The organism is Microbacterium zouquanmingi (assembly GCF_052266695.1).
Lineage (GTDB): Bacteria > Actinomycetota > Actinomycetes > Actinomycetales > Microbacteriaceae > Microbacterium.
Genome location: NZ_JBQPQZ010000002.1, coordinates 402,321 through 420,494, shown reverse-complemented (window position 1 = coordinate 420,494; position 18,174 = coordinate 402,321). Strand labels below are relative to the sequence as shown.

The following is an 18,174-nucleotide window of genomic DNA, read 5'->3' as shown; positions in this document are numbered from 1 at the left end:
GCGGGGCGAGCCCGTGCACTCGAGGAGCGCCCCGGTGACCCGACGGATCGCGCGAGTGCTCCTGGACTCTCCGCTCCCGCAGCTCGATCGCCTCTTCGACTACGTTCTGCTCGACGAATTCGGCGACGTCCCGATCGGCGTCCGGGTTCGCGTGCCGTTGCGCACCGCAGGGCGCATGGTCGATGCCTACGTCGTCGAGATCGCCGAAGAAGACGACGCATCGCGAGCGCTGTCCACCCTCGACAGCGTTGTCTCGCAGGTTCCGGTGCTGCCGGAACGCCTTTACCGGCTTGCGCGTCGTGTGGCGGATCGTGCTGTCGGCTCAGCGTCCGACATTCTGCGCCTCGTGATTCCCAAGCGCCAGGTGCGCGTCGAGAAGGCCTGGAAGGCAGACGCCGTCGCGGCGGAGCCTGACGAAGAGTCGACTGCTCGCGCCGATGCCGTTCTCGGCGAGTACGACGGACTCGTCGCTGTCATCGACGAGGGCGGACGCGCAGCGGTAGAAGCGATTCCGGGTATGGAGGCGACGACGCCGCGCTGGACACAGCTGCTCGCGGCTGCCGCGACGCGGATGCTCGCATCCGGAGCATCCACGATCATCGCCGTCCCCGACCATCGTGACCTCGATCGTCTGCTCGCTGCCCTGGAGGAGCTGGTCCCTGCGGGAACTATCGTCCGGTATGACTCGAGGCAGACCAATCCCGATCGGTATCGCGGCTTCCTGCGGACCCTCGAAGACGCCCCCTGCATCGTGGTCGGCAATCGCTCTGCCGTGTACGCCCCCGTTCGCGCAGGGCTGGTTGCCATCTGGGACGACGGCGATCCGCTGTACAGCGAGCCGCTCGCCCCCTACGTGCACAGCCGGGACGCGATGCTGCTACGTCAGGAGCAGGAGAGATCTGCGCTGCTGTTCGCAGGCCATACCCGCACCAGCGACGTCGAAAGGCTCGTGCAGCTCGGTTGGCTGACCGACGTTCGCGCCGCACGGCGTGTGCTCCCGCGAGTCATTCTCAGCAGCCCCCAAGACATGGAGCAGCCCGCACAGCGAGTGCACTCCGGAGCCTTCGTGGCGGCGCGAAAGGCGACCGAGGAAGGGCCAGTGCTCGTGCAGGTCGCCCGGCCCGGCTTTGCTCCGACGCTCGTCTGCGCCGAGTGCCGCGCGCCGGCCCGATGTGCGCACTGCGGCGGCCCACTGGGGGCGGCCCACCGTGGCGCGGTCCCGGTGTGCGGATGGTGCGGCCGGTCCGCAGGCGCCTGGAAGTGCCCGTCGTGCTCGTCAGCGCAGCTGCGTCTGGCTGCATCCGGCAGTGAACGCACGGCAGATGAGCTGGGTCGTGCTTTCCCCGGCGTCCGCGTGATCGTGGCGGACGGCGCGCACCCCGTCGAAGCGGTGTCGGACAAACCTGCGCTCGTGGTCGCGACGCGAGGCGCAGAGCCGATCGCTGAGGGCGGTTATCGCGCCGTCCTTCTTCTAGACGGTGTGCGGATGCTGCAGGCCCCTGATCTGCGCATCGGAGAGTCCTGCCTTCGCTGGTGGTCGAACGCAGCTGCTCTCGCAGCGCCGGGCGCACCGATTCATCTGGTGGGGGTGGATGGCCCGACAGGCCGAGCCCTGGCCACCTGGACTCAGGCCGGGTACGCCCGCTCCGAGCTGGAGAGCCGTGCGCCGCTGCATCTTCCGCCCGCGACACGGGTAGCGCTGGTCGAAGGTCAACCGGCCTCCGTCTCCCGCGCGCTGGAGATTCTCGACGAGATCCCCCTGCCACCGGGAGCCGTGCTCGGCCCGGTTCCGATCGAAGTCGACCCCGCTTCGGTCACGCACGACGACGGCCGTGTGCGCGCACTCGTTCGATTCGAGTACGCCGCTGGAGCCGCCGTCGCCAGCCGCCTTCGTGGTGCTGTCGTCGCTGAGGCGGTCAAACGTCGCCGCGGCCGAGGACAGAGCAACCGCATCCCGCTTTCCGTCCGTCTCGATATGCTCGATCCTGAGCTTTGAGCCCCTTCCCTCGAGCTTCTTCCGGAGTACATTCATGCGTCTCGTCTTCGCCGGCACACCAACGGCTGCCATACCGACACTGCGCGCCCTCGCAGAAGTGCACGACATGGCCGCGGTGATCACCCGGCCGGATGCTCCACTGGGCCGCAAGCGCGTTCTTACTCCCTCGCCGGTTGCCCAGGCCGCCGAGGAGCTCGGTCTGCCGATCATCAAAGCAGTGCGCCTCGATGAGGATGTCACGGCGCGTATCGCCGCGCTGAAGCCAGAGCTCGGCGTCATCGTCGCGTACGGCGGACTTGTGCGTGAGCCGCTGCTGTCCATCCCGGCCCACGGCTGGATCAATCTGCATTTCTCGATCCTTCCGCAGTGGCGCGGGGCTGCTCCAGTACAGCGCGCACTGATCGCCGGTGACGCCGCGCTCGGTGCGAGTGTGTTCCAGCTCGTGCCCGCGCTCGATGCAGGTGATGTCTTCGCTGCACGGACGGTCGATGTCGCCCCCGATGCCACGGCCGATGTTGCGCTGGACGTGCTCGCTCACGATGGTGCGGGGCTGATGGCAGACGTCGTCCGAGGTATCGCTGACGGCACCGCCGTCGCGATTGCGCAGCAGGGGGAGCCCACCTCGGCTGCGAAGCTGGAGTTCGCCGACGGTGCTCTCGACTGGAATCAGCCGCTCGAGCAGGTCTTCGCAAGGTTCCGCGGTGTCACCCCGGAGCCGGGAGCCCACACGAGCATCGGCGGACTGCAGGTGAAGATCCTTGAGGCGTCGCGCTCTGACGAGAGCGCTGTGGCACCGGGCGGGATAGCCCCGACGAAGACGGCGTTGCTGATTGGCACCGGGACGCAGCCGCTCGCTGTCACTCGAGTTCAACCCGCAGGAAAGCAGGCGATGAACGCCACTGATTGGTGGCGCGGTCTCCGTGCCGATGACACGATGCGGGCCGGCGAGTGAACGGTCAGACTGGTCGCCCCGCCCGCCGCGAGCGGGGCGGTTCGGCACCGACGCGGCACGTGCAACCAGCGCGTCGCGTTGCATACGACGTATTGCGTGCGGTGAGCGAATCGGACGCTTACGCCAACCTCGTTCTGCCTTCCGCGATCACCGCGGCCTCTCTCAGCCCGCAGGATGCAGGGCTTGCCACTGAACTCACCTATGGCACGCTGCGCCGCCGCGGCACATACGACGCCATCATCGCCTCTGCCGCCGGTCGCACGATCGAAGAGATCGACCCCGCGGTGCTCGATGCGCTTCGGCTGGCCACGCACCAGCTGCTCGCTACGCGTGTCGCCTCCCACGCCGCGGTCAACGAGTCCGTGAATCTCGTCGCCGCTGAGGTCGGGCGGGGGCCTGCGGGCTTCACGAACGCGGTGCTCAGGAGCATCTCTCGCGACACTCCCGGCGAGTGGCAGGAGCGGATCGAGAACGGCGCCCGCTCGGACGACGAGCGCCTCGGGCTGCGAACCGCGCATCCGGTGTGGATCATCCGTGCGCTGCGCAGGTCTCTCACGGCAGAAGGACGCGCCGATGAGCTCGAGTCGCTCCTCGAAGCCGACAACGTGTCGCCAGAGGTGACCTTGGTCGCCCTGCCGGGGCTCGCGGAGCCCGCAGAACCGCTGCGCCCCTACGCACCGACGGCATTCGGGTCGCCCGGTGGCGACCCGCACCGTGTCATCAGCGGTTCAGGCGGAACCATCCGTGTGCAGGACGAGGGCTCGCAGCTGGTCGCCCTGGCTCTGGCCGCGGCGGCACCGATCCGAACAGGCGAGCACTGGCTCGACCTGTGTGCCGGGCCCGGGGGCAAAACCGCTCTCCTCGCCGCGATCGCCCACCAGCATGACGTCTCGCTCGAAGCCAATGAGGTCATCCCGGCAAGGGCGGGCCTCGTGCGTGGCGCCCTCAAGGCCGTTCCCGGCGAGGTCGTCGTGCATGAGCAGGACGGGCGCGAACTCACCGCCGCGAATCCTGGCCGTTTCGATCGCATCCTCGTCGACGCGCCGTGCACGGGTCTCGGTGCACTCCGTCGTCGTCCTGAAGCCCGGTGGCGAAAATCCCCGGCTGATGTCGCCGAGCTCGCCCCGCTTCAAGCGCAGCTGCTTTCTGGCGCGCTGGATGCGCTCACCCCCGGCGGCATCGTCGCGTATGTCACATGCTCGCCGCACCTTGCAGAGACTTCAGGCATCGTCTCCGAGGTCATCCGCACGCGCGACGATGTCATCGAGCTGGATGCCGCGGCCGTGTTGTCAGGCGTCGTGAAGAGTCCGATCGACCTCGCGTCCAATGACGCCGGACACGTGCAGCTGTGGCCGCACCGCCACGGCACCGACGCCATGTTCCTCGCGCTCCTGCAGCGCAAACCGACTGGAGAGTGACCTCATGAGTCTTCCTGACGCACCACGCATCAACCCCAGCATCCTTTCGGCTGACTTCGTGAACATGCAGGCCGACCTCGCGCGCATCGCGACCGCCGACTTCGTGCACGTCGATGTCATGGACAACCACTTCGTCCCCAACCTCACCTTCGGTCCGCAGATGGTCGAACGCGTCCAGGCGACCAGCCCCATCCCACTCGATGTGCACCTCATGATCACCGACCCCGATCGGTGGGCTCCCGAATATGCCGAGATCGGCGCGGCCAGCGTGACGTTCCACCTTGAGGCGGCCTCTGACCCCGTTGCACTTGCTCGAAAGCTCCGCGATATCGGTGCGCGGGCGGGGATCGCGATCAAGCCGGGAACCGCGGGTGAGCGCCTCTACGAGATCCTCGACGAGTTCGACCAGGTGCTCGTCATGACGGTCGAGCCGGGCTTCGGCGGACAGGGCTTCATGTCAGAGACGATGCCGAAGCTGAGCGCCCTCGTCGCCGAGGCCCGGCGCCGCGGCTCCGCAACCTGGTTCCAGGTCGACGGCGGCATCTCGGACGCAACGATCGCCGAGGCCGCAGAGGCCGGTGCCGACACGTTCGTCGCAGGATCGGCCGTATACGGCGCACAGGATGTCGAGGCAGCCATCGCAGGGCTTCGAGAGCGCGCTCGAGCCGCTAGCCTTGAATCGTGAAGACTTTCGACGAGCTGTTCGCTGAGCTCAGCGCCAAGGCCGAGACCCGCCCAGAGGGGTCTCGCACCATTGCAGAACTCGATGCCGGCGTGCACACGATCGGCAAGAAGATCGTTGAAGAGGCCGCCGAGGTGTGGATGGCTGCGGAATACGAGTCGGATGCTGAGGCCGCGGAGGAGATCTCGCAGCTTCTGTACCACCTTCAGGTCATGATGCTGGCGAAGGGTCTGAGTCTCGAAGACGTCTATCGACATCTCTGAAGCGCTCCGACTCGTTCCTCTGATCTGAAAGTTCTCTAATGTTGCGCATTGCTGTTCCCAATAAAGGCTCGCTCGCCGAGACCGCCGCCGAGATGCTCGCCGAGGCCGGCTACGCCGGCCGCCGAGATTCCAAGACTCTGCACGTCATCGATGAAGCGAATGACGTCGAGTTCTTCTTCCTGCGTCCCCGCGACATCGCCACCTACGTGGCATCGGGTGCGCTCGACGTCGGCGTCACCGGCCGTGATCTGCTGCGTGATGTTCCGCAGCAGGCTCGCGAGATCGAAGCCCTCGGCTTCGCCCGCTCGACCTTCCGCTTCGCTGCTCCCGCCGGCAAGTTCTCCACGATCGACGACCTTGCTGGCGTCCGCATCGCCTCGGCATATCCCGGTCTCGTCGACGCGTTCCTTCGGGAACAGGGTGTCGAGGCAACGCTGGTGCCGCTGGATGGCGCGGTTGAATCCGCTGTACAGCTGGGCGTGGCAGACGCCATCGCCGACGTCGTCGAGACGGGCACTACGCTGCGCCAGGCGGGGCTGGAGATCTTCGGCCCGGTGATCATCGAATCAGAGGCTGTGCTGATCAGCCGTCCTGGCGATGTGGACGGCACCGAGAAGCTGCTTCGGCGCTTGCGCGGTGTCATCGTCGCCCAACGTTACGTTCTTCTGGACTACGACCTCCCCGCAGACAAGGTCGACGAGGCGACAGAGATCACGCCGGGCGAGGAGTCGCCGACGATCTCGCCGCTGCAGGACCCAACGTGGGTGGCCGTTCGCGTCATGTTGCCGCGCAAGGGCATCAACAAGGTGATGGACGATCTGTACGCGCTGGGTGCGCGGGCCCTGCTCGTCACGGCGATCGAAGCTGCGCGGCTCTGATGACACTCACAAGTCGCGTCATTCCGTGTCTCGACGTCGCAGCCGGCCGCGTCGTGAAGGGCGTCAACTTCGAGAACCTCCGCGATATGGGCGACCCTGTCGAACTTGCTTCTCACTACGCCGCTCAAGGCGCTGACGAGATCACCTTCCTCGATGTCACCGCCACTGTCGATGATCGTTCTACGACGTACGACGTGGTGCAGCGCACCGCCGAGAACGTGTTCGTCCCTCTCACCGTCGGTGGCGGAGTGCGCAGCGTGGAAGACGTCGCGCGCCTGCAGGGTGTCGGCGCCGACAAAGTGGGCGTGAACTCCGCCGCAATCGCGCGCCCGGATCTCATAGGTGAGATCGCCGACCGCTTCGGTGCGCAGGTGCTCGTGCTCTCCTTGGATGTCAAGCGCGCACCTGCGACGGCATCCGGTTTCGTCGTCACGACGCACGGCGGGCGAACGCAGACTACTCTCGATGCCCTGGAGTGGGCGCGTGAGGCCATCGAGCGCGGTGCGGGGGAGCTGCTCGTGAACTCCATCGACGCCGACGGCACACGCGACGGTTTCGACCTCGAACTGGTGCGCGTGATGCGTGAAGTCTCGTCGGTCCCGGTGATCGCTTCCGGCGGTGCGGGCACGGCTGCCGACTTCGCCCCGGCCATCAAGGCGGGCGCTGACGCCGTGCTCGCTGCGAGTGTGTTCCACTCCGGCGCTCTGACCGTCGCGGATGTGAAGGACGCCATGCGTGCAGAAGGGATTCTGGTCAGGTGAGCGACATCGATACGCGGATTGCCCAGGTCGTCTGGAACTCCGACGGCCTTGCACCGGCGATCGTGCAGCAGTGGGACACCCACGAAGTGCTGATGCTCGCCTGGCTCGATGAGGAAGCGCTGCGCCGCACCCTGACCACGGGTCGGGTGACGTACTGGTCCCGCTCTCGTGGGGAGTACTGGCGCAAGGGCGATACCTCTGGCAACATCCAGCGAATTCATGAGGCGCGTCTGGACTGCGACGGCGATGCCATTCTGCTGCTCGTCGACCAGACGGGGCCCGCCTGCCACACCGGGACACGCACCTGCTTCGACGCGACGGATCTCGAAGCGGTCGATGGCGTGACCGAATGAGCATCGCACAACGCGGACGCAGCGTGTCCGCCATCGGTCTGCTGCTCGCCGGCGGCATCGGCATCATCTCGTCCACCCAGACGTGGTTGACCGTGACGCGAGCGGATGCCGCAGAGCCGATCCTCGTGCCCGGTGCTGATGCGATGGCACTCCTCGCGCCGTTGAGCCTCGCAATCCTGGCCATCGGCGCCGCGCTGACCCTCGTGGGAGTGGTGCTCCGCTACGTGTTCGCAAGCCTCGCGCTGCTCGGAGGCGTCCTTCTCACCTGGTGGACCGGGGAGATCCTCTTCACCTTGCCCGTATCGGCTGTCGCTCCGACCGTCACTGAGACCACGGGCCTTGCGGGCACGGCGACAGTGACCGACATGATCGCCGCTATCGAGCCATCCGCTTGGCCCACGATTGCGCTGATCGGCTGGGTGATCCTGATCGTCACCGCGATTTTCGTTCTGCTCACCGCACACCGGTGGAAGCGCGGCGGTCGTCGGTTCCAGAGGGATCAGTCATTCCCCGACGAGCAAGACGGCCCAGTCGATGCCATCGATTCCTGGGACGACCTGTCGCGTGGCTCCGACCCCACGCGATGACACCGATAGACTGAACTGAACCACCCACGACCGCCTCGGAGGAGAACATGACCAACCCGATCGCCGACCCCGGCCACGGACACTCGCCTGCGGCCTGGACCGCTGTAGTGGTCATGCTGATCGGCGTCGCCGCCGGCACCATCGCTTTCTGCTTCGATCAGCCTGTGTTCGTGTGGGCATCAGTCGGCATCATCGTGGTCGGGCTGCTGCTCGGCGTGATCCTTGCCAAGGCCGGTTACGGCGTCAACGGACCCAAGTACACGCCGAAGGGCCACTGATGGTGCTCGCCGACCTCACGGCCGGCGCAGTCGAAGACGCCGAGCGTCGCGCTCTCACACGTTCGCTCGCAGAGGTCGAGCGCGCGGCAAGTGAGTGCCCGGCAGCGCTCGATGCACTCTCGGCACTCGCACCGGCATCACGTGTGAAGATCATCGCCGAGGTCAAGCGGGCCAGCCCTTCTCGGGGTGCGCTCGCTGCGATCCCGGACCCAGCGCACCAGGCATCTCTGTACGAGACCGGTGGTGCATCTGCCATCAGTGTCCTCACGGAGGAGCGTCGTTTCGGCGGCTCGCTGGCCGACCTCGAGGCCGTCACTGAGCGCGTCTCTCTTCCCGTGTTGCGCAAGGACTTCATCGCGACGCCGTACCAGGTCGCCGAGGCGCGCGCTGCTGGCGCAGACCTCGCTCTGCTGATCGTCGCGGGCCTCGAGCGCAAGGCGCTGTGCGAACTGTACTCGCTGATCCTCGATTTCGGCATGACACCTCTGGTTGAGACGCACTCTGCAGAAGAGCTCGACGTCGCAATCGACCTCGGAGCATCGCTCATCGGTGTGAACGCCCGCAATCTCTCGACCTTCGAGCTCGATCGCGACCTCTTCGGGACTCTCGTCGATCGCATTCCCGCAGACGTGATCAAGATCGCAGAATCCGCGGTCCTCGAACCCGCTGATGTCACCCACTACCGCGAAGCGGGTGCCGATGTCGTTCTCATCGGCGAGGCACTCGTCACGGGCGACCCTGTCTCCACCCTGCAGTCATTCCTCTCAGCAGGAGATTTCGAGGGGAACGCAGCCCGATGAGCCTTCGTGAGCAGTCAGGGCCGTTCTTCGGCGAGTTCGGCGGGCGGTACATGCCCGAGTCGCTCATCGCCGCGATCGACGAGCTCACTGCGGCTTACGAGCAGGCCATCGCCGACCCCGCGTTCCGTTCCGAGCTCGCGCATCTGCTGAGTTCGTACGCCGGTCGACCTTCCGCGCTCACTGAAGTGCCTCGCTTCGCAGAGCATGCCGGGGGAGCGCGTGTGTTCCTCAAGCGTGAAGACCTCAACCACACCGGCAGTCACAAGATCAACAACGTGCTCGGTCAGGCCCTGCTCACCAAGCGCCTGGGCAAGACCCGCGTCATCGCCGAGACCGGCGCGGGGCAGCACGGCGTCGCCACCGCAACAGCAGCCGCACTGTTCGGCTTGGACTGCACGATCTACATGGGCGAGGTCGACACCGAGCGCCAGGCTCTCAACGTCGCGCGCATGCGTCTGCTCGGTGCCGAGGTCGTCCCCGTGACGACGGGCTCCCGCACGCTCAAAGACGCGATCAATGACGCGTACCGCGACTGGGTCGCCTCTGTTGAGACCACCAACTACATCTTCGGCACGGCGGCTGGTCCGCATCCGTTCCCGGCTATGGTGCGCGACTTCCAGAAGATCATCGGCGAAGAGGCACGTCAGCAACTGCTCGACGAGACAGGTCGCCTCCCTGATGCTGTCGTCGCCTGCGTCGGCGGCGGCTCGAACGCGATCGGCATGTTCGATGCCTTCCTGGACGACGAGAGCGTGAAGCTCTACGGCGTCGAAGCAGCAGGTGACGGCGTCGACACCGAGCGGCACGCGGCATCCATCGAACGCGGGCGCCCCGGCGTGCTGCACGGCGCGAAGACCTACGTTCTGCAGGACGATGACGGGCAGACGATCGAGTCGCACTCGATCTCCGCGGGCCTCGATTACCCGGGTGTGGGCCCCGAGCACTCCTGGCTCTCTGACATCGGGCGCGCGAAGTACATTCCGGCCACTGATGACGAGGCGATGCAGGCGCTCCGTCTGCTCAGCCGCACCGAGGGCATCATCCCCGCCATCGAATCCGCTCACGCTCTGGCGGGCGCCATTGGGATCGGCAAGGAATTGGGGCCGGATGCTGTGATCGCCATCTGCCTCTCCGGCCGGGGCGATAAAGACATGGAGACCGCCGCCACCTACTTCCGTCTTTACGACGAAAAGTCCACGGAGGAGCCCCGATGAGCCGCATCGACGATGCAATCCAGAAGGCGAAGGATGCGGGCCGAGGGGCTCTCATCGGCTATCTGCCAGTGGGTTTTCCTGACCTTCAGACCAGCATCCAGGCAGCCATCACACTCGCTGAGAACGGCGCCGACATCATTGAACTCGGCCCTCCGTACAGCGACCCCGTCATGGATGGTCTCGTCATCCAGGAAGCAACCCAGGCAGCGCTTGCGAATGGCTTCAAGATGCGCGATCTGTTCACCGCGATCCGCGAGATCACCGCAGCAACTGATGTCCCCGTTGTAGTCATGACGTACTGGAATCCGGTCATGCAGTATGGGGTCGATCGCTACGCGGATGATCTGCTCGCCGCAGGCGGGGCCGGGCTCATCACACCCGACATCACGCCTGATGCTGCCGAGGAATGGATCGCCGCGAGCGAGCGCACCGGGCTTGACCGCATCTTCCTGGCGGCTCCCACGTCGACTGATGAGCGCCTTGATCTGGTGGTGAAGTCGTCGACCGGATTCATCTACACGGTCTCGACCATGGGTATCACGGGGGAGCGCGCCGAACTCGACAAGGCGGCACGAACCCTGGTGGCGCGTCTGCGCGACCACGGCGCCAAGCACGCGTGCGTCGGCATCGGTATTTCCAGTGCTGATCAGATCAGCGATGTCGTCGGCTACGCCGACGGTGCTATCGTCGGCACCGCTCTGGTTCGTGCGCTTCGCGATGGGGGCCTTGAGGCTCTCGCCGAGATCACACGTACCCTCGCTGCAGGCACGCCGTCTGCAGTCCGCTCACACGAGAACTAGAATCGCACTCATGCCCCTCGCGCTTCACTCTGCCCTCAGCGGCGTGCTCACCAGCATCCCGAGCCCTGACGTCAGCTATTTCGACCTCGGACCCGTGCGCATTCACTTCTATGCGCTGTGCATCATTGCCGGCATCATCGTCGCGACACTGATCACGAACCGCCGTCTCACCAAGCGCGGTGCGGAGCCATGGGTCGTCATCGACATCGCGATCCTCGCTGTACCGCTCGCGATCATCGGCGCGCGCATCTTCCATGTGCTGACGCACCCGAACTTCTACTTCGGCGAGGGCAAGAACACGTGGAACCCCTTCGAGCCCGGCTCGGTGTGGGCGATCTGGGAGGGCGGAATCGCGATCTTCGGCGCGCTACTCGGTGGCGCCGTGGGCGCCTACCTGGGGTGCAAGTGGACCGGCATCAGGTTCTGGACCTTCGCCGACGCGCTGGCGCCAGGAATTCTGCTCGCTCAGGCGATGGGACGCTTCGGCAACTGGTTCAACCATGAGCTCTTCGGTCTGCCGACTGATCTTCCGTGGGGCCTCGAGATCGAGTCTGACAACTCGGCCTTCCCTCCGGGACTCGCCGAGGGCACGCTGTTCCACCCGACCTTCCTCTACGAAGTGATTTGGAACCTGCTCGGGGTCGTATTCCTGCTGTGGATCGGCCGACGGCTGAGTCTGCAGTGGGGCAAGCTCTTCGCGATCTACCTGATCTGGTACAGCGCTGGACGCGTGGTCTGGGAGTCGATCCGCATCGACCCGAGTGAGATCATCCTGGGTCTGCGCAGCAACGTGTGGGCATCGATTGTCGGCATTGTCGTAGGTCTTGTCATCCTCGTGGTTCAGACGCGTCGCCACACCGGCCAGGAGCCGAGCCCGTATGTGCCAGGGCGCGAGCGCAAGATCAGCGCTGATGTAGAATCGCAACACGACCTCGATGACTTCGTTGACGTGAGTGAGCCTCCCGCCGAAGTCACTGCTGGAGCAACGGCCACAAGCACTGCCTCCTAGGGCGAGGGACCCCCGATAGGCCTCCTCGTCGAGCGAGGCATCCATTGCACTGAACGAGTGGGCCGACGGCGTCCCCGGTGTCACCTGATTACCTGAGGACGGTAACAGATGTACTTCCAGCCTCCTTACGGCGCATCCGGCGCCTACCCCCCGAAGCAGGGCCTGTACAACCCGGCATTCGAAAAGGATGCCTGCGGCCTGGCCATGGTCGCCACCCTCCGGGGTACTGCAGGACACGACATAATCGCGCTGGCGCTTCACGCGCTGCGCAACCTCGAGCACCGCGGTGCGATCGGCTCTGACGCCGGCACCGGAGATGGTGCGGGCATCCTCACCCAGATGCCAGATGGCTTCCTCCGCGAAGTCACAGATTTCGAACTGCCCGATGCCGGCGAATACGCCGCCGGGCTCGCCTTCCTCCCGCTGCAGGCATCTGATCGCCGCGCGCAGAAGGCCGGCATCGAGAAAATCGCTCGCGAAGAGGGCCTCGACGTGCTCGGTTGGCGCGTGGTCCCCACCGCCAACGAGAACCTCGGCAAGCTTGCCGATGAAGCCCGCCCCGCCTTCGAACAGTTCTTCGTCACATCGGCAGGCTCTTCGGCCGCGCTGTCGGGCATTGCGCTGGATCGCGTCGCGTATCGCCTCCGCAAGCGTGCCGGGCACGAGCTGGGCGCCTACTTCGTGTCGCTGTCGAGCAGGACGCTCGGCTACAAGGGCATGGTCACGACTCTCCAACTCGAGCCGTTCTACCCTGACCTGCAGGACGAGCGCTTCGCCTCTGAGCTCGCAGTCGTCCACTCCCGTTACTCCACCAACACGTTCCCGTCCTGGCCTCTCGCGCAACCCCTGCGGATGCTGGCGCACAACGGAGAGATCAACACGGTCGGCGGCAACCGCAACTGGATGCAGGCACGGCAGTCCCAGCTCGAGTCAGAGCTGCTCGGAGACATCCACCCGCTTCTGCCGATCTGCACTCCCGGCGCCAGCGACTCAGCGTCCTTCGACGAGGTACTGGAGCTCCTTACCCTCACCGGGCGCAGTCTGCCGCACGCCATCATGATGATGGTTCCCGAGGCATATGAGAAGCAGACCGATATCTCGCCAGAGCTGCGGTCGTTCTACGAGTACCACTCCAACCAGATGGAGCCCTGGGACGGCCCCGCCGCGCTGATCTTCACCGATGGAACGCTCGTCGGTGCGACCCTCGACCGCAATGGCCTCCGCCCCGGGCGTTGGACGGAGACGACCGACGGACTCGTCGTCATCGGTTCGGAAACAGGTGTGCTTGAGTTTGAGCCGGAGCGCATCAAACGCCGCGGTCGTCTCCAGCCCGGCAAGATGTTCCTCGTCGACACCGCCGCTCACCGCATCGTCGAAGACGAAGAGATCAAACACGAGCTGGCCACGCTGCACCCGTGGCAAGAATGGCTCGATCAGGGTGCTGTGCGCCTGGCTGATCTTCCTGAGCGCGAGCACATCGTTCATCCGCCAGCATCGATCACCCGCCGACAGCGCACTTTCGGGTACACCGAAGAGGAGATTCGCATTCTCCTGCGGCCGATGGGACAGACCGGTGCCGAGCCGCTCGGCGCCATGGGCTCTGACACACCCATCGCCGTCCTGAGCGACCGTCCGCGGCTGCTGTTCGACTACTTCACCCAGCAGTTCGCCCAGGTGACGAACCCACCGCTGGACTCGATCCGCGAAGAGGTTGTCACGAGTCTTCGCTCATCGCTCGGTCCTGAGCGGAATCTGCTCAGCTGGGGCCCGGAGCACACCCGAACCGTGGCCATCGACTTCCCGGTGATCGACAACGACGAGCTCGCAAAGATCCGCCACATCGACAAGGCGCTGCCTGGGCGCTCGGCCGTCACGATCAGTGGGCTCTACCACTTCGATGCCGGCGCGCACACGATGCAAGCGCGTCTCGACGAGATGTGCGCCGAGGCGGATCAGGCGATCGAGAACGGTGCGGAGTTCATCATCCTCTCTGACCGGGACTCGAACAAGGATCTCGTGCCGATCCCTTCGCTGCTCATGGTGTCGGCGATCCATCACCACCTCATCCGTCGCGAGAATCGAATGAAGGTCGGCCTGCTGGTCGAAGCCGGAGACGTGCGAGAAGTTCACCATGTCGCCACGCTGATCGGCTATGGCGCTTCGGCAGTCAACCCGTATCTCGCCATGGAAACCGTGGAGCACCTGGTGCGCACCGGCTTCATCGTCGATGTGACGACTGAGAAGGCCGTGCGCAACCTCATCTATGCGCTCGGCAAGGGTGTACTGAAAATCATGTCCAAGATGGGCATCTCAACGGTGCCGTCCTATGCGGGCGCTCAGGTCTTCGAGGCCGTCGGACTCAGCCAGGACTTCGTCGACGCGTACTTCACCGGTACCGAGACGAAGCTCGGTGGCATCGGCATCGAGGACGTCTTCGCCGAGAACCAGGCACGTCACGATTACGCCTACCCGGAGGATGCAGCGGCGCGAGCCCACGAACGGCTGTGGACTGGTGGCGAGTACCAGTGGCGCCGTGACGGTTCACCGCACCTGTTCAGCCCGGAGACGGTCTTCAAGCTGCAGCACTCGACGCGCAACCGCCGCTACGACATCTTCCGCGAGTACACGAAGCTCGTCGACGATCAGGCAGCAGAGCTCAAGACCCTGCGCGGACTGTTCTCGCTGCGCAAGGGCACGCGCCCCGCAGTGCCGATCGATGAGGTCGAACCCGTCAGCGCAATCGTGAAGCGCTTCTCCACCGGCGCGATGAGCTACGGTTCGATCTCACGCGAAGCCCACGAGACCCTGGCGATCGCGATGAACCGCATCGGCGGCAAATCGAACACGGGGGAGGGCGGCGAAGACGTCGATCGCCTGCTCGACCCGGAGCGACGCAGCGCGATCAAGCAGGTCGCTTCCGGCCGCTTCGGTGTCACCAGCCTGTATCTGACCGAGTCTGACGACATTCAGATCAAGCTCGCGCAGGGGGCCAAGCCCGGTGAGGGCGGTCAGCTGCCGCCGGCGAAGGTCTACCCTTGGGTGGCCAGGACCCGGCATGCGACGGCGGGCGTCGGACTCATCTCGCCTCCACCGCATCACGACATCTATTCCATCGAAGACCTCAAGCAGCTGATCTTCGACCTCAAGCGTGCAAATCCGAATGCCCGCATCCACACCAAGCTCGTCAGCCAGTCGGGCATCGGCGCGGTGTCGGCTGGAGTCGCGAAGGCGCTCAGCGACGTCATTCTGGTTTCCGGTCATGACGGTGGAACGGGAGCCAGCCCGCTGAACTCCCTCAAGCACGCCGGCACGCCGTGGGAATTGGGGCTCGCGGAAACGCAGCAGACGCTCATGCTCAACGGCATGCGCGATCGGGTCGTCGTGCAGGTAGATGGTCAGCTCAAGACCGGCCGCGACGTCATCATCGGCGCGTTGCTGGGGGCCGAGGAATTCGGCTTCGCGACCGCACCGCTCGTCGTCAGCGGCTGCATAATGATGCGCGTGTGCCACCTCGACACCTGCCCAGTCGGCGTTGCGACTCAGAACCCCGTCCTGCGCGAGCGATTCGCCGGCAAGCCGGAGTTCGTCGTCAACTTCATGGAGTTCATCGCCGAAGAGGTGCGCGAGATTCTCGCCGAACTCGGGTTCCGCTCTCTCGACGAGATCATCGGCCGCGCCGACCTCATCGAGGCGAACAACGCGATCGCGCATTGGAAGACCGAGGGGCTCGACCTCTCGCCGATCCTCGAGGGCCCCCAGTTCCCGGCATCCGAACCGCGCAGGCATGGGCGCGCACAGGAACACGAGCTCGATCGGCACTTCGATGTTCAGCTCATCGAGATGTCGCAGGATGCTCTGCACGCGCAGGATCCGGTGTTCATCGAGCTGCCGATCCGCAACACCGAACGCGCCGTCGGCACGATGCTGGGGCACGAAGTCACTGCTCGTTTCGGGGCGGAAGGACTGGCGCCTGGAACGATCGACATCACGCTGCACGGCACTGCCGGGCAGTCGCTCGGAGCATTCATGCCGCGCGGCATCACTCTGCGGCTGGAGGGCGACGCCAACGACTACGTCGGCAAGGGGCTCTCCGGCGGCGATATCGTCGTTCGACCCTCGCGCGAGGCGCACATCGCACCGCACCAGAACGTGATCGCCGGGAACGTGATCGGCTACGGGGCCACGTCCGGAACGATGTTCATCTCGGGCGTCGTGGGCGAACGCTTCCTGGTACGGAATTCGGGTGCGACTGCGATCGTCGAGGGGGTCGGAGACCACGCCCTCGAGTACATGACAGGCGGGCTCGCCGTGATTCTCGGCACCACCGGGCGAAACCTCGGTGCAGGTATGTCCGGCGGAGTCGCATATGTGCACGGGCTCTCACCTGACAAGGTGAACCGGGAGGGGCGCGCCAGCGGCGAGCTGCGTCTCGAGCCGCTGGACCGTGCGGATCTCGAAGTGCTCCGCGGTCTTCTCATCGAACATGCCGAACGCACCGACTCGCCGCTCGCCGAGCGAATGCTGTCTGACTTCGACTCTGCGGCATCCCAGTTCACAAAGGTGCTGCCGCGGGACTTCGCAGCTGTACAGACCATGCGCCAGGAGGCAGAGGCCTCTGGCATCGATCCGGACGGCGAGTCCGTCTGGAACCGCATCCTGGAGGTGACCGGTGGCTGATCCCAAGGGCTTTTTGAAGGTGACGGAGCGTGAGCTGCCCGCACGCCGTCCTGTTCCGGTTCGCATCATGGACTGGAAAGAGGTCTACGAACCCGGCGATAAGAACGTGCTCCGTCGTCAGGCCGGTCGATGCATGGACTGCGGTGTTCCGTTCTGCCACGCCGGGTGCCCGCTGGGCAACCTGATTCCGGAGTGGAACGATCTGACCTGGCGCGGCGAGGACCGTTCGGCGATCGAGCGGCTCCACGCGACCAACAACTTCCCGGAGTTCACCGGCCGGCTGTGCCCCGCCCCGTGCGAGAGTGCGTGCGTGCTGGGCATCAACCAGCCCGCTGTCACCATCAAGCAGATCGAGGTCTCGATCATCGACGAGGCCTTCGCGAAGGGCTGGGTCGAGCCGCAGCCTCCTGAGCGTCTGACGGGCAAGACCGTCGCGGTCGTCGGATCGGGCCCCGCAGGGCTCGCCGCAGCGCAGCAGCTCACGCGTGCCGGCCATACAGTTGCCGTGTTCGAGCGTGACGACCGCATCGGTGGCCTGCTTCGCTACGGCATCCCGGACTTCAAGATGGAGAAGAGTCACGTCGAGTCTCGTCTTCGTCAGATGCAGGAGGAGGGAACCCGGTTCCGCGCTGGCATCGAGATCGGCAAAGACATCACTTGGGCAGAGCTGCGCGCGCGTTACGATGGCGTCGTCATCGCCACCGGTGCCACCGTGCCGCGCGATCTCGCCATTCCCGGGCGTGATCTCGACGGTGTGCACTTCGCAATGGAGTACCTGGTCGAATCGAACCGCGCAGGCGCGGGCGACGCGGTCGCGAACCAGATCACCGCTGAAGGCAAGCATGTCATCGTGATCGGTGGTGGTGACACCGGAGCGGACTGCATCGGAACGGCGCACCGCCAGGGCGCTCTCAGCGTCACCAATCTCGCAATCGGCAAGCAGCCGAGCGATGAGCGCCCCGATCACCAGCCCTGGCCGATGATGCCGACCCTCTTCGAGGTCCAGTCTGCTCACGAAGAGGGCGGCGAACGGAAGTATTTGGCCTCCACCGTCGAGTTCCTCGCGAATGAAGCCGGAGAGGTGCGCACACTGCGTGTCGCTGAGACTGAGTACCTCGACGGACGTCGCGTGCCCAAGAGTGGCACAGAGCGCGAGATCCCCGCGGACCTCGTGCTGATTGCCATGGGGTTCACGGGCCCCGAAACAGACACCTTCACTGACGAGCTGCATCCGCAGATCACCGAGCACGGTGCATTCGTTCGAGAAGATTCCTACGAATCAACCATCCCTGGTGTCTTCATCGCCGGTGACGCCGGCCGTGGGCAGTCGCTCATCGTGTGGGCCATCGCGGAAGGACGCGCGGCGGCGGCAAGCGTGGACCGTTACCTTATGGGAGAATCAGTCCTGCCAGCGCCGGTGCGACCGTCTGATCTCGCAATCGGTCTGTAGGCCGCGTAGGCTGGCGGCGGCAACGTCGCCATAATTCCCCCATCCTCTTACCCTGG

The 18,174-nt window shown here is 65.4% G+C and carries 16 protein-coding genes; all 16 read left to right on the top strand.

Annotated elements, in window-relative coordinates:
• The first annotated feature begins 34 nt into the window (after positions 1-34).
• A complete protein-coding gene (locus ACTU6U_RS06210) occupies positions 35-1,996 on the top strand; it encodes a primosomal protein N' family DNA-binding protein (RefSeq protein WP_443468286.1) in 1,962 nt (653 codons plus the stop codon).
• A 34-nt stretch (positions 1,997-2,030) separates the two neighbouring features.
• Positions 2,031-2,948: a methionyl-tRNA formyltransferase gene (gene fmt / locus ACTU6U_RS06205; protein WP_443468285.1), complete on the top strand. Its 918-nt coding sequence runs from the start codon at positions 2,031-2,033 to the stop codon at positions 2,946-2,948.
• Between the two features lie 59 nt (positions 2,949-3,007).
• On the top strand, positions 3,008-4,366 hold the full coding sequence (locus ACTU6U_RS06200) for an RsmB/NOP family class I SAM-dependent RNA methyltransferase (RefSeq protein ID WP_443468284.1): 1,359 nt from the start codon (positions 3,008-3,010) through the stop codon (positions 4,364-4,366).
• Between the two features lie 4 nt (positions 4,367-4,370).
• Positions 4,371-5,051, top strand: a complete 681-nt coding sequence (gene rpe / locus ACTU6U_RS06195) for a ribulose-phosphate 3-epimerase (RefSeq protein ID WP_443468283.1) — start codon at positions 4,371-4,373, stop codon at positions 5,049-5,051.
• On the top strand, positions 5,048-5,311 hold the full coding sequence (locus ACTU6U_RS06190; protein ID WP_417511882.1) for a phosphoribosyl-ATP diphosphatase: 264 nt from the start codon (positions 5,048-5,050) through the stop codon (positions 5,309-5,311). The genes rpe and ACTU6U_RS06190 overlap by 4 nt, the downstream gene beginning before the upstream one ends.
• Positions 5,312-5,349: 38 nt before the next feature.
• Positions 5,350-6,189, top strand: coding sequence for an ATP phosphoribosyltransferase (gene hisG, locus ACTU6U_RS06185; RefSeq protein ID WP_443468282.1), 840 nt, complete (start codon positions 5,350-5,352; stop codon positions 6,187-6,189).
• Complete coding sequence (hisF, locus tag ACTU6U_RS06180) at positions 6,189-6,950, top strand: imidazole glycerol phosphate synthase subunit HisF (protein WP_443468281.1); 762 nt, start codon at positions 6,189-6,191, stop codon at positions 6,948-6,950. Before hisG ends, hisF begins: the two co-directional genes overlap by 1 nt.
• A complete protein-coding gene (gene hisI / locus ACTU6U_RS06175; RefSeq protein WP_443468280.1) occupies positions 6,947-7,303 on the top strand; it encodes a phosphoribosyl-AMP cyclohydrolase in 357 nt (118 codons plus the stop codon). The genes hisF and hisI overlap by 4 nt, the downstream gene beginning before the upstream one ends.
• Positions 7,300-7,890, top strand: coding sequence for a Trp biosynthesis-associated membrane protein (locus ACTU6U_RS06170; protein ID WP_443468279.1), 591 nt, complete (start codon positions 7,300-7,302; stop codon positions 7,888-7,890). Before hisI ends, ACTU6U_RS06170 begins: the two co-directional genes overlap by 4 nt.
• Positions 7,891-7,937: 47 nt before the next feature.
• Positions 7,938-8,168, top strand: coding sequence for an HGxxPAAW family protein (locus ACTU6U_RS06165; RefSeq protein WP_443468278.1), 231 nt, complete (start codon positions 7,938-7,940; stop codon positions 8,166-8,168).
• 2 nt (positions 8,169-8,170) lie between these two features.
• Positions 8,171-8,968: an indole-3-glycerol phosphate synthase TrpC gene (gene trpC, locus ACTU6U_RS06160; RefSeq protein ID WP_443468435.1), complete on the top strand. Its 798-nt coding sequence runs from the start codon at positions 8,171-8,173 to the stop codon at positions 8,966-8,968.
• On the top strand, positions 8,965-10,182 hold the full coding sequence (trpB, locus tag ACTU6U_RS06155) for a tryptophan synthase subunit beta (RefSeq protein ID WP_443468277.1): 1,218 nt from the start codon (positions 8,965-8,967) through the stop codon (positions 10,180-10,182). Before trpC ends, trpB begins: the two co-directional genes overlap by 4 nt.
• A complete protein-coding gene (trpA, locus tag ACTU6U_RS06150; RefSeq protein WP_443468276.1) occupies positions 10,179-10,982 on the top strand; it encodes a tryptophan synthase subunit alpha in 804 nt (267 codons plus the stop codon). The genes trpB and trpA overlap by 4 nt, the downstream gene beginning before the upstream one ends.
• A 10-nt stretch (positions 10,983-10,992) precedes the next feature.
• Positions 10,993-11,991 (top strand): prolipoprotein diacylglyceryl transferase, encoded by a 999-nt coding sequence (lgt, locus tag ACTU6U_RS06145; RefSeq protein WP_443468275.1) that lies wholly within the window; start codon positions 10,993-10,995, stop codon positions 11,989-11,991.
• Between the two features lie 108 nt (positions 11,992-12,099).
• On the top strand, positions 12,100-16,668 hold the full coding sequence (gene gltB, locus ACTU6U_RS06140; RefSeq protein WP_443468274.1) for a glutamate synthase large subunit: 4,569 nt from the start codon (positions 12,100-12,102) through the stop codon (positions 16,666-16,668).
• The gene (locus ACTU6U_RS06135; protein WP_443468273.1) at positions 16,661-18,118 is read left to right on the top strand and encodes a glutamate synthase subunit beta; all 1,458 of its coding nucleotides are present in this window, start codon (positions 16,661-16,663) and stop codon (positions 18,116-18,118) included. The genes gltB and ACTU6U_RS06135 overlap by 8 nt, the downstream gene beginning before the upstream one ends.
• Positions 18,119-18,174: the final 56 nt, after the last annotated feature.

Bases quoted from the DNA above. Each gene is read 5' to 3' on its own strand.
- fmt (WP_443468285.1), top strand. From the start codon at position 2,031: ATGCGTCTCGTCTTCGCCGGCACACCAACGGCTGCCATACCGACACTG.
- rpe (WP_443468283.1), top strand. From the start codon at position 4,371: ATGAGTCTTCCTGACGCACCACGCATCAACCCCAGCATCCTTTCGGCT.
- hisG (WP_443468282.1), top strand. From the start codon at position 5,350: ATGTTGCGCATTGCTGTTCCCAATAAAGGCTCGCTCGCCGAGACCGCC.
- hisF (WP_443468281.1), top strand. From the start codon at position 6,189: ATGACACTCACAAGTCGCGTCATTCCGTGTCTCGACGTCGCAGCCGGC.
- ACTU6U_RS06170 (WP_443468279.1), top strand. From the start codon at position 7,300: ATGAGCATCGCACAACGCGGACGCAGCGTGTCCGCCATCGGTCTGCTG.
- ACTU6U_RS06165 (WP_443468278.1), top strand. From the start codon at position 7,938: ATGACCAACCCGATCGCCGACCCCGGCCACGGACACTCGCCTGCGGCC.
- trpB (WP_443468277.1), top strand. From the start codon at position 8,965: ATGAGCCTTCGTGAGCAGTCAGGGCCGTTCTTCGGCGAGTTCGGCGGG.
- trpA (WP_443468276.1), top strand. From the start codon at position 10,179: ATGAGCCGCATCGACGATGCAATCCAGAAGGCGAAGGATGCGGGCCGA.
- lgt (WP_443468275.1), top strand. From the start codon at position 10,993: ATGCCCCTCGCGCTTCACTCTGCCCTCAGCGGCGTGCTCACCAGCATC.
- gltB (WP_443468274.1), top strand. From the start codon at position 12,100: ATGTACTTCCAGCCTCCTTACGGCGCATCCGGCGCCTACCCCCCGAAG.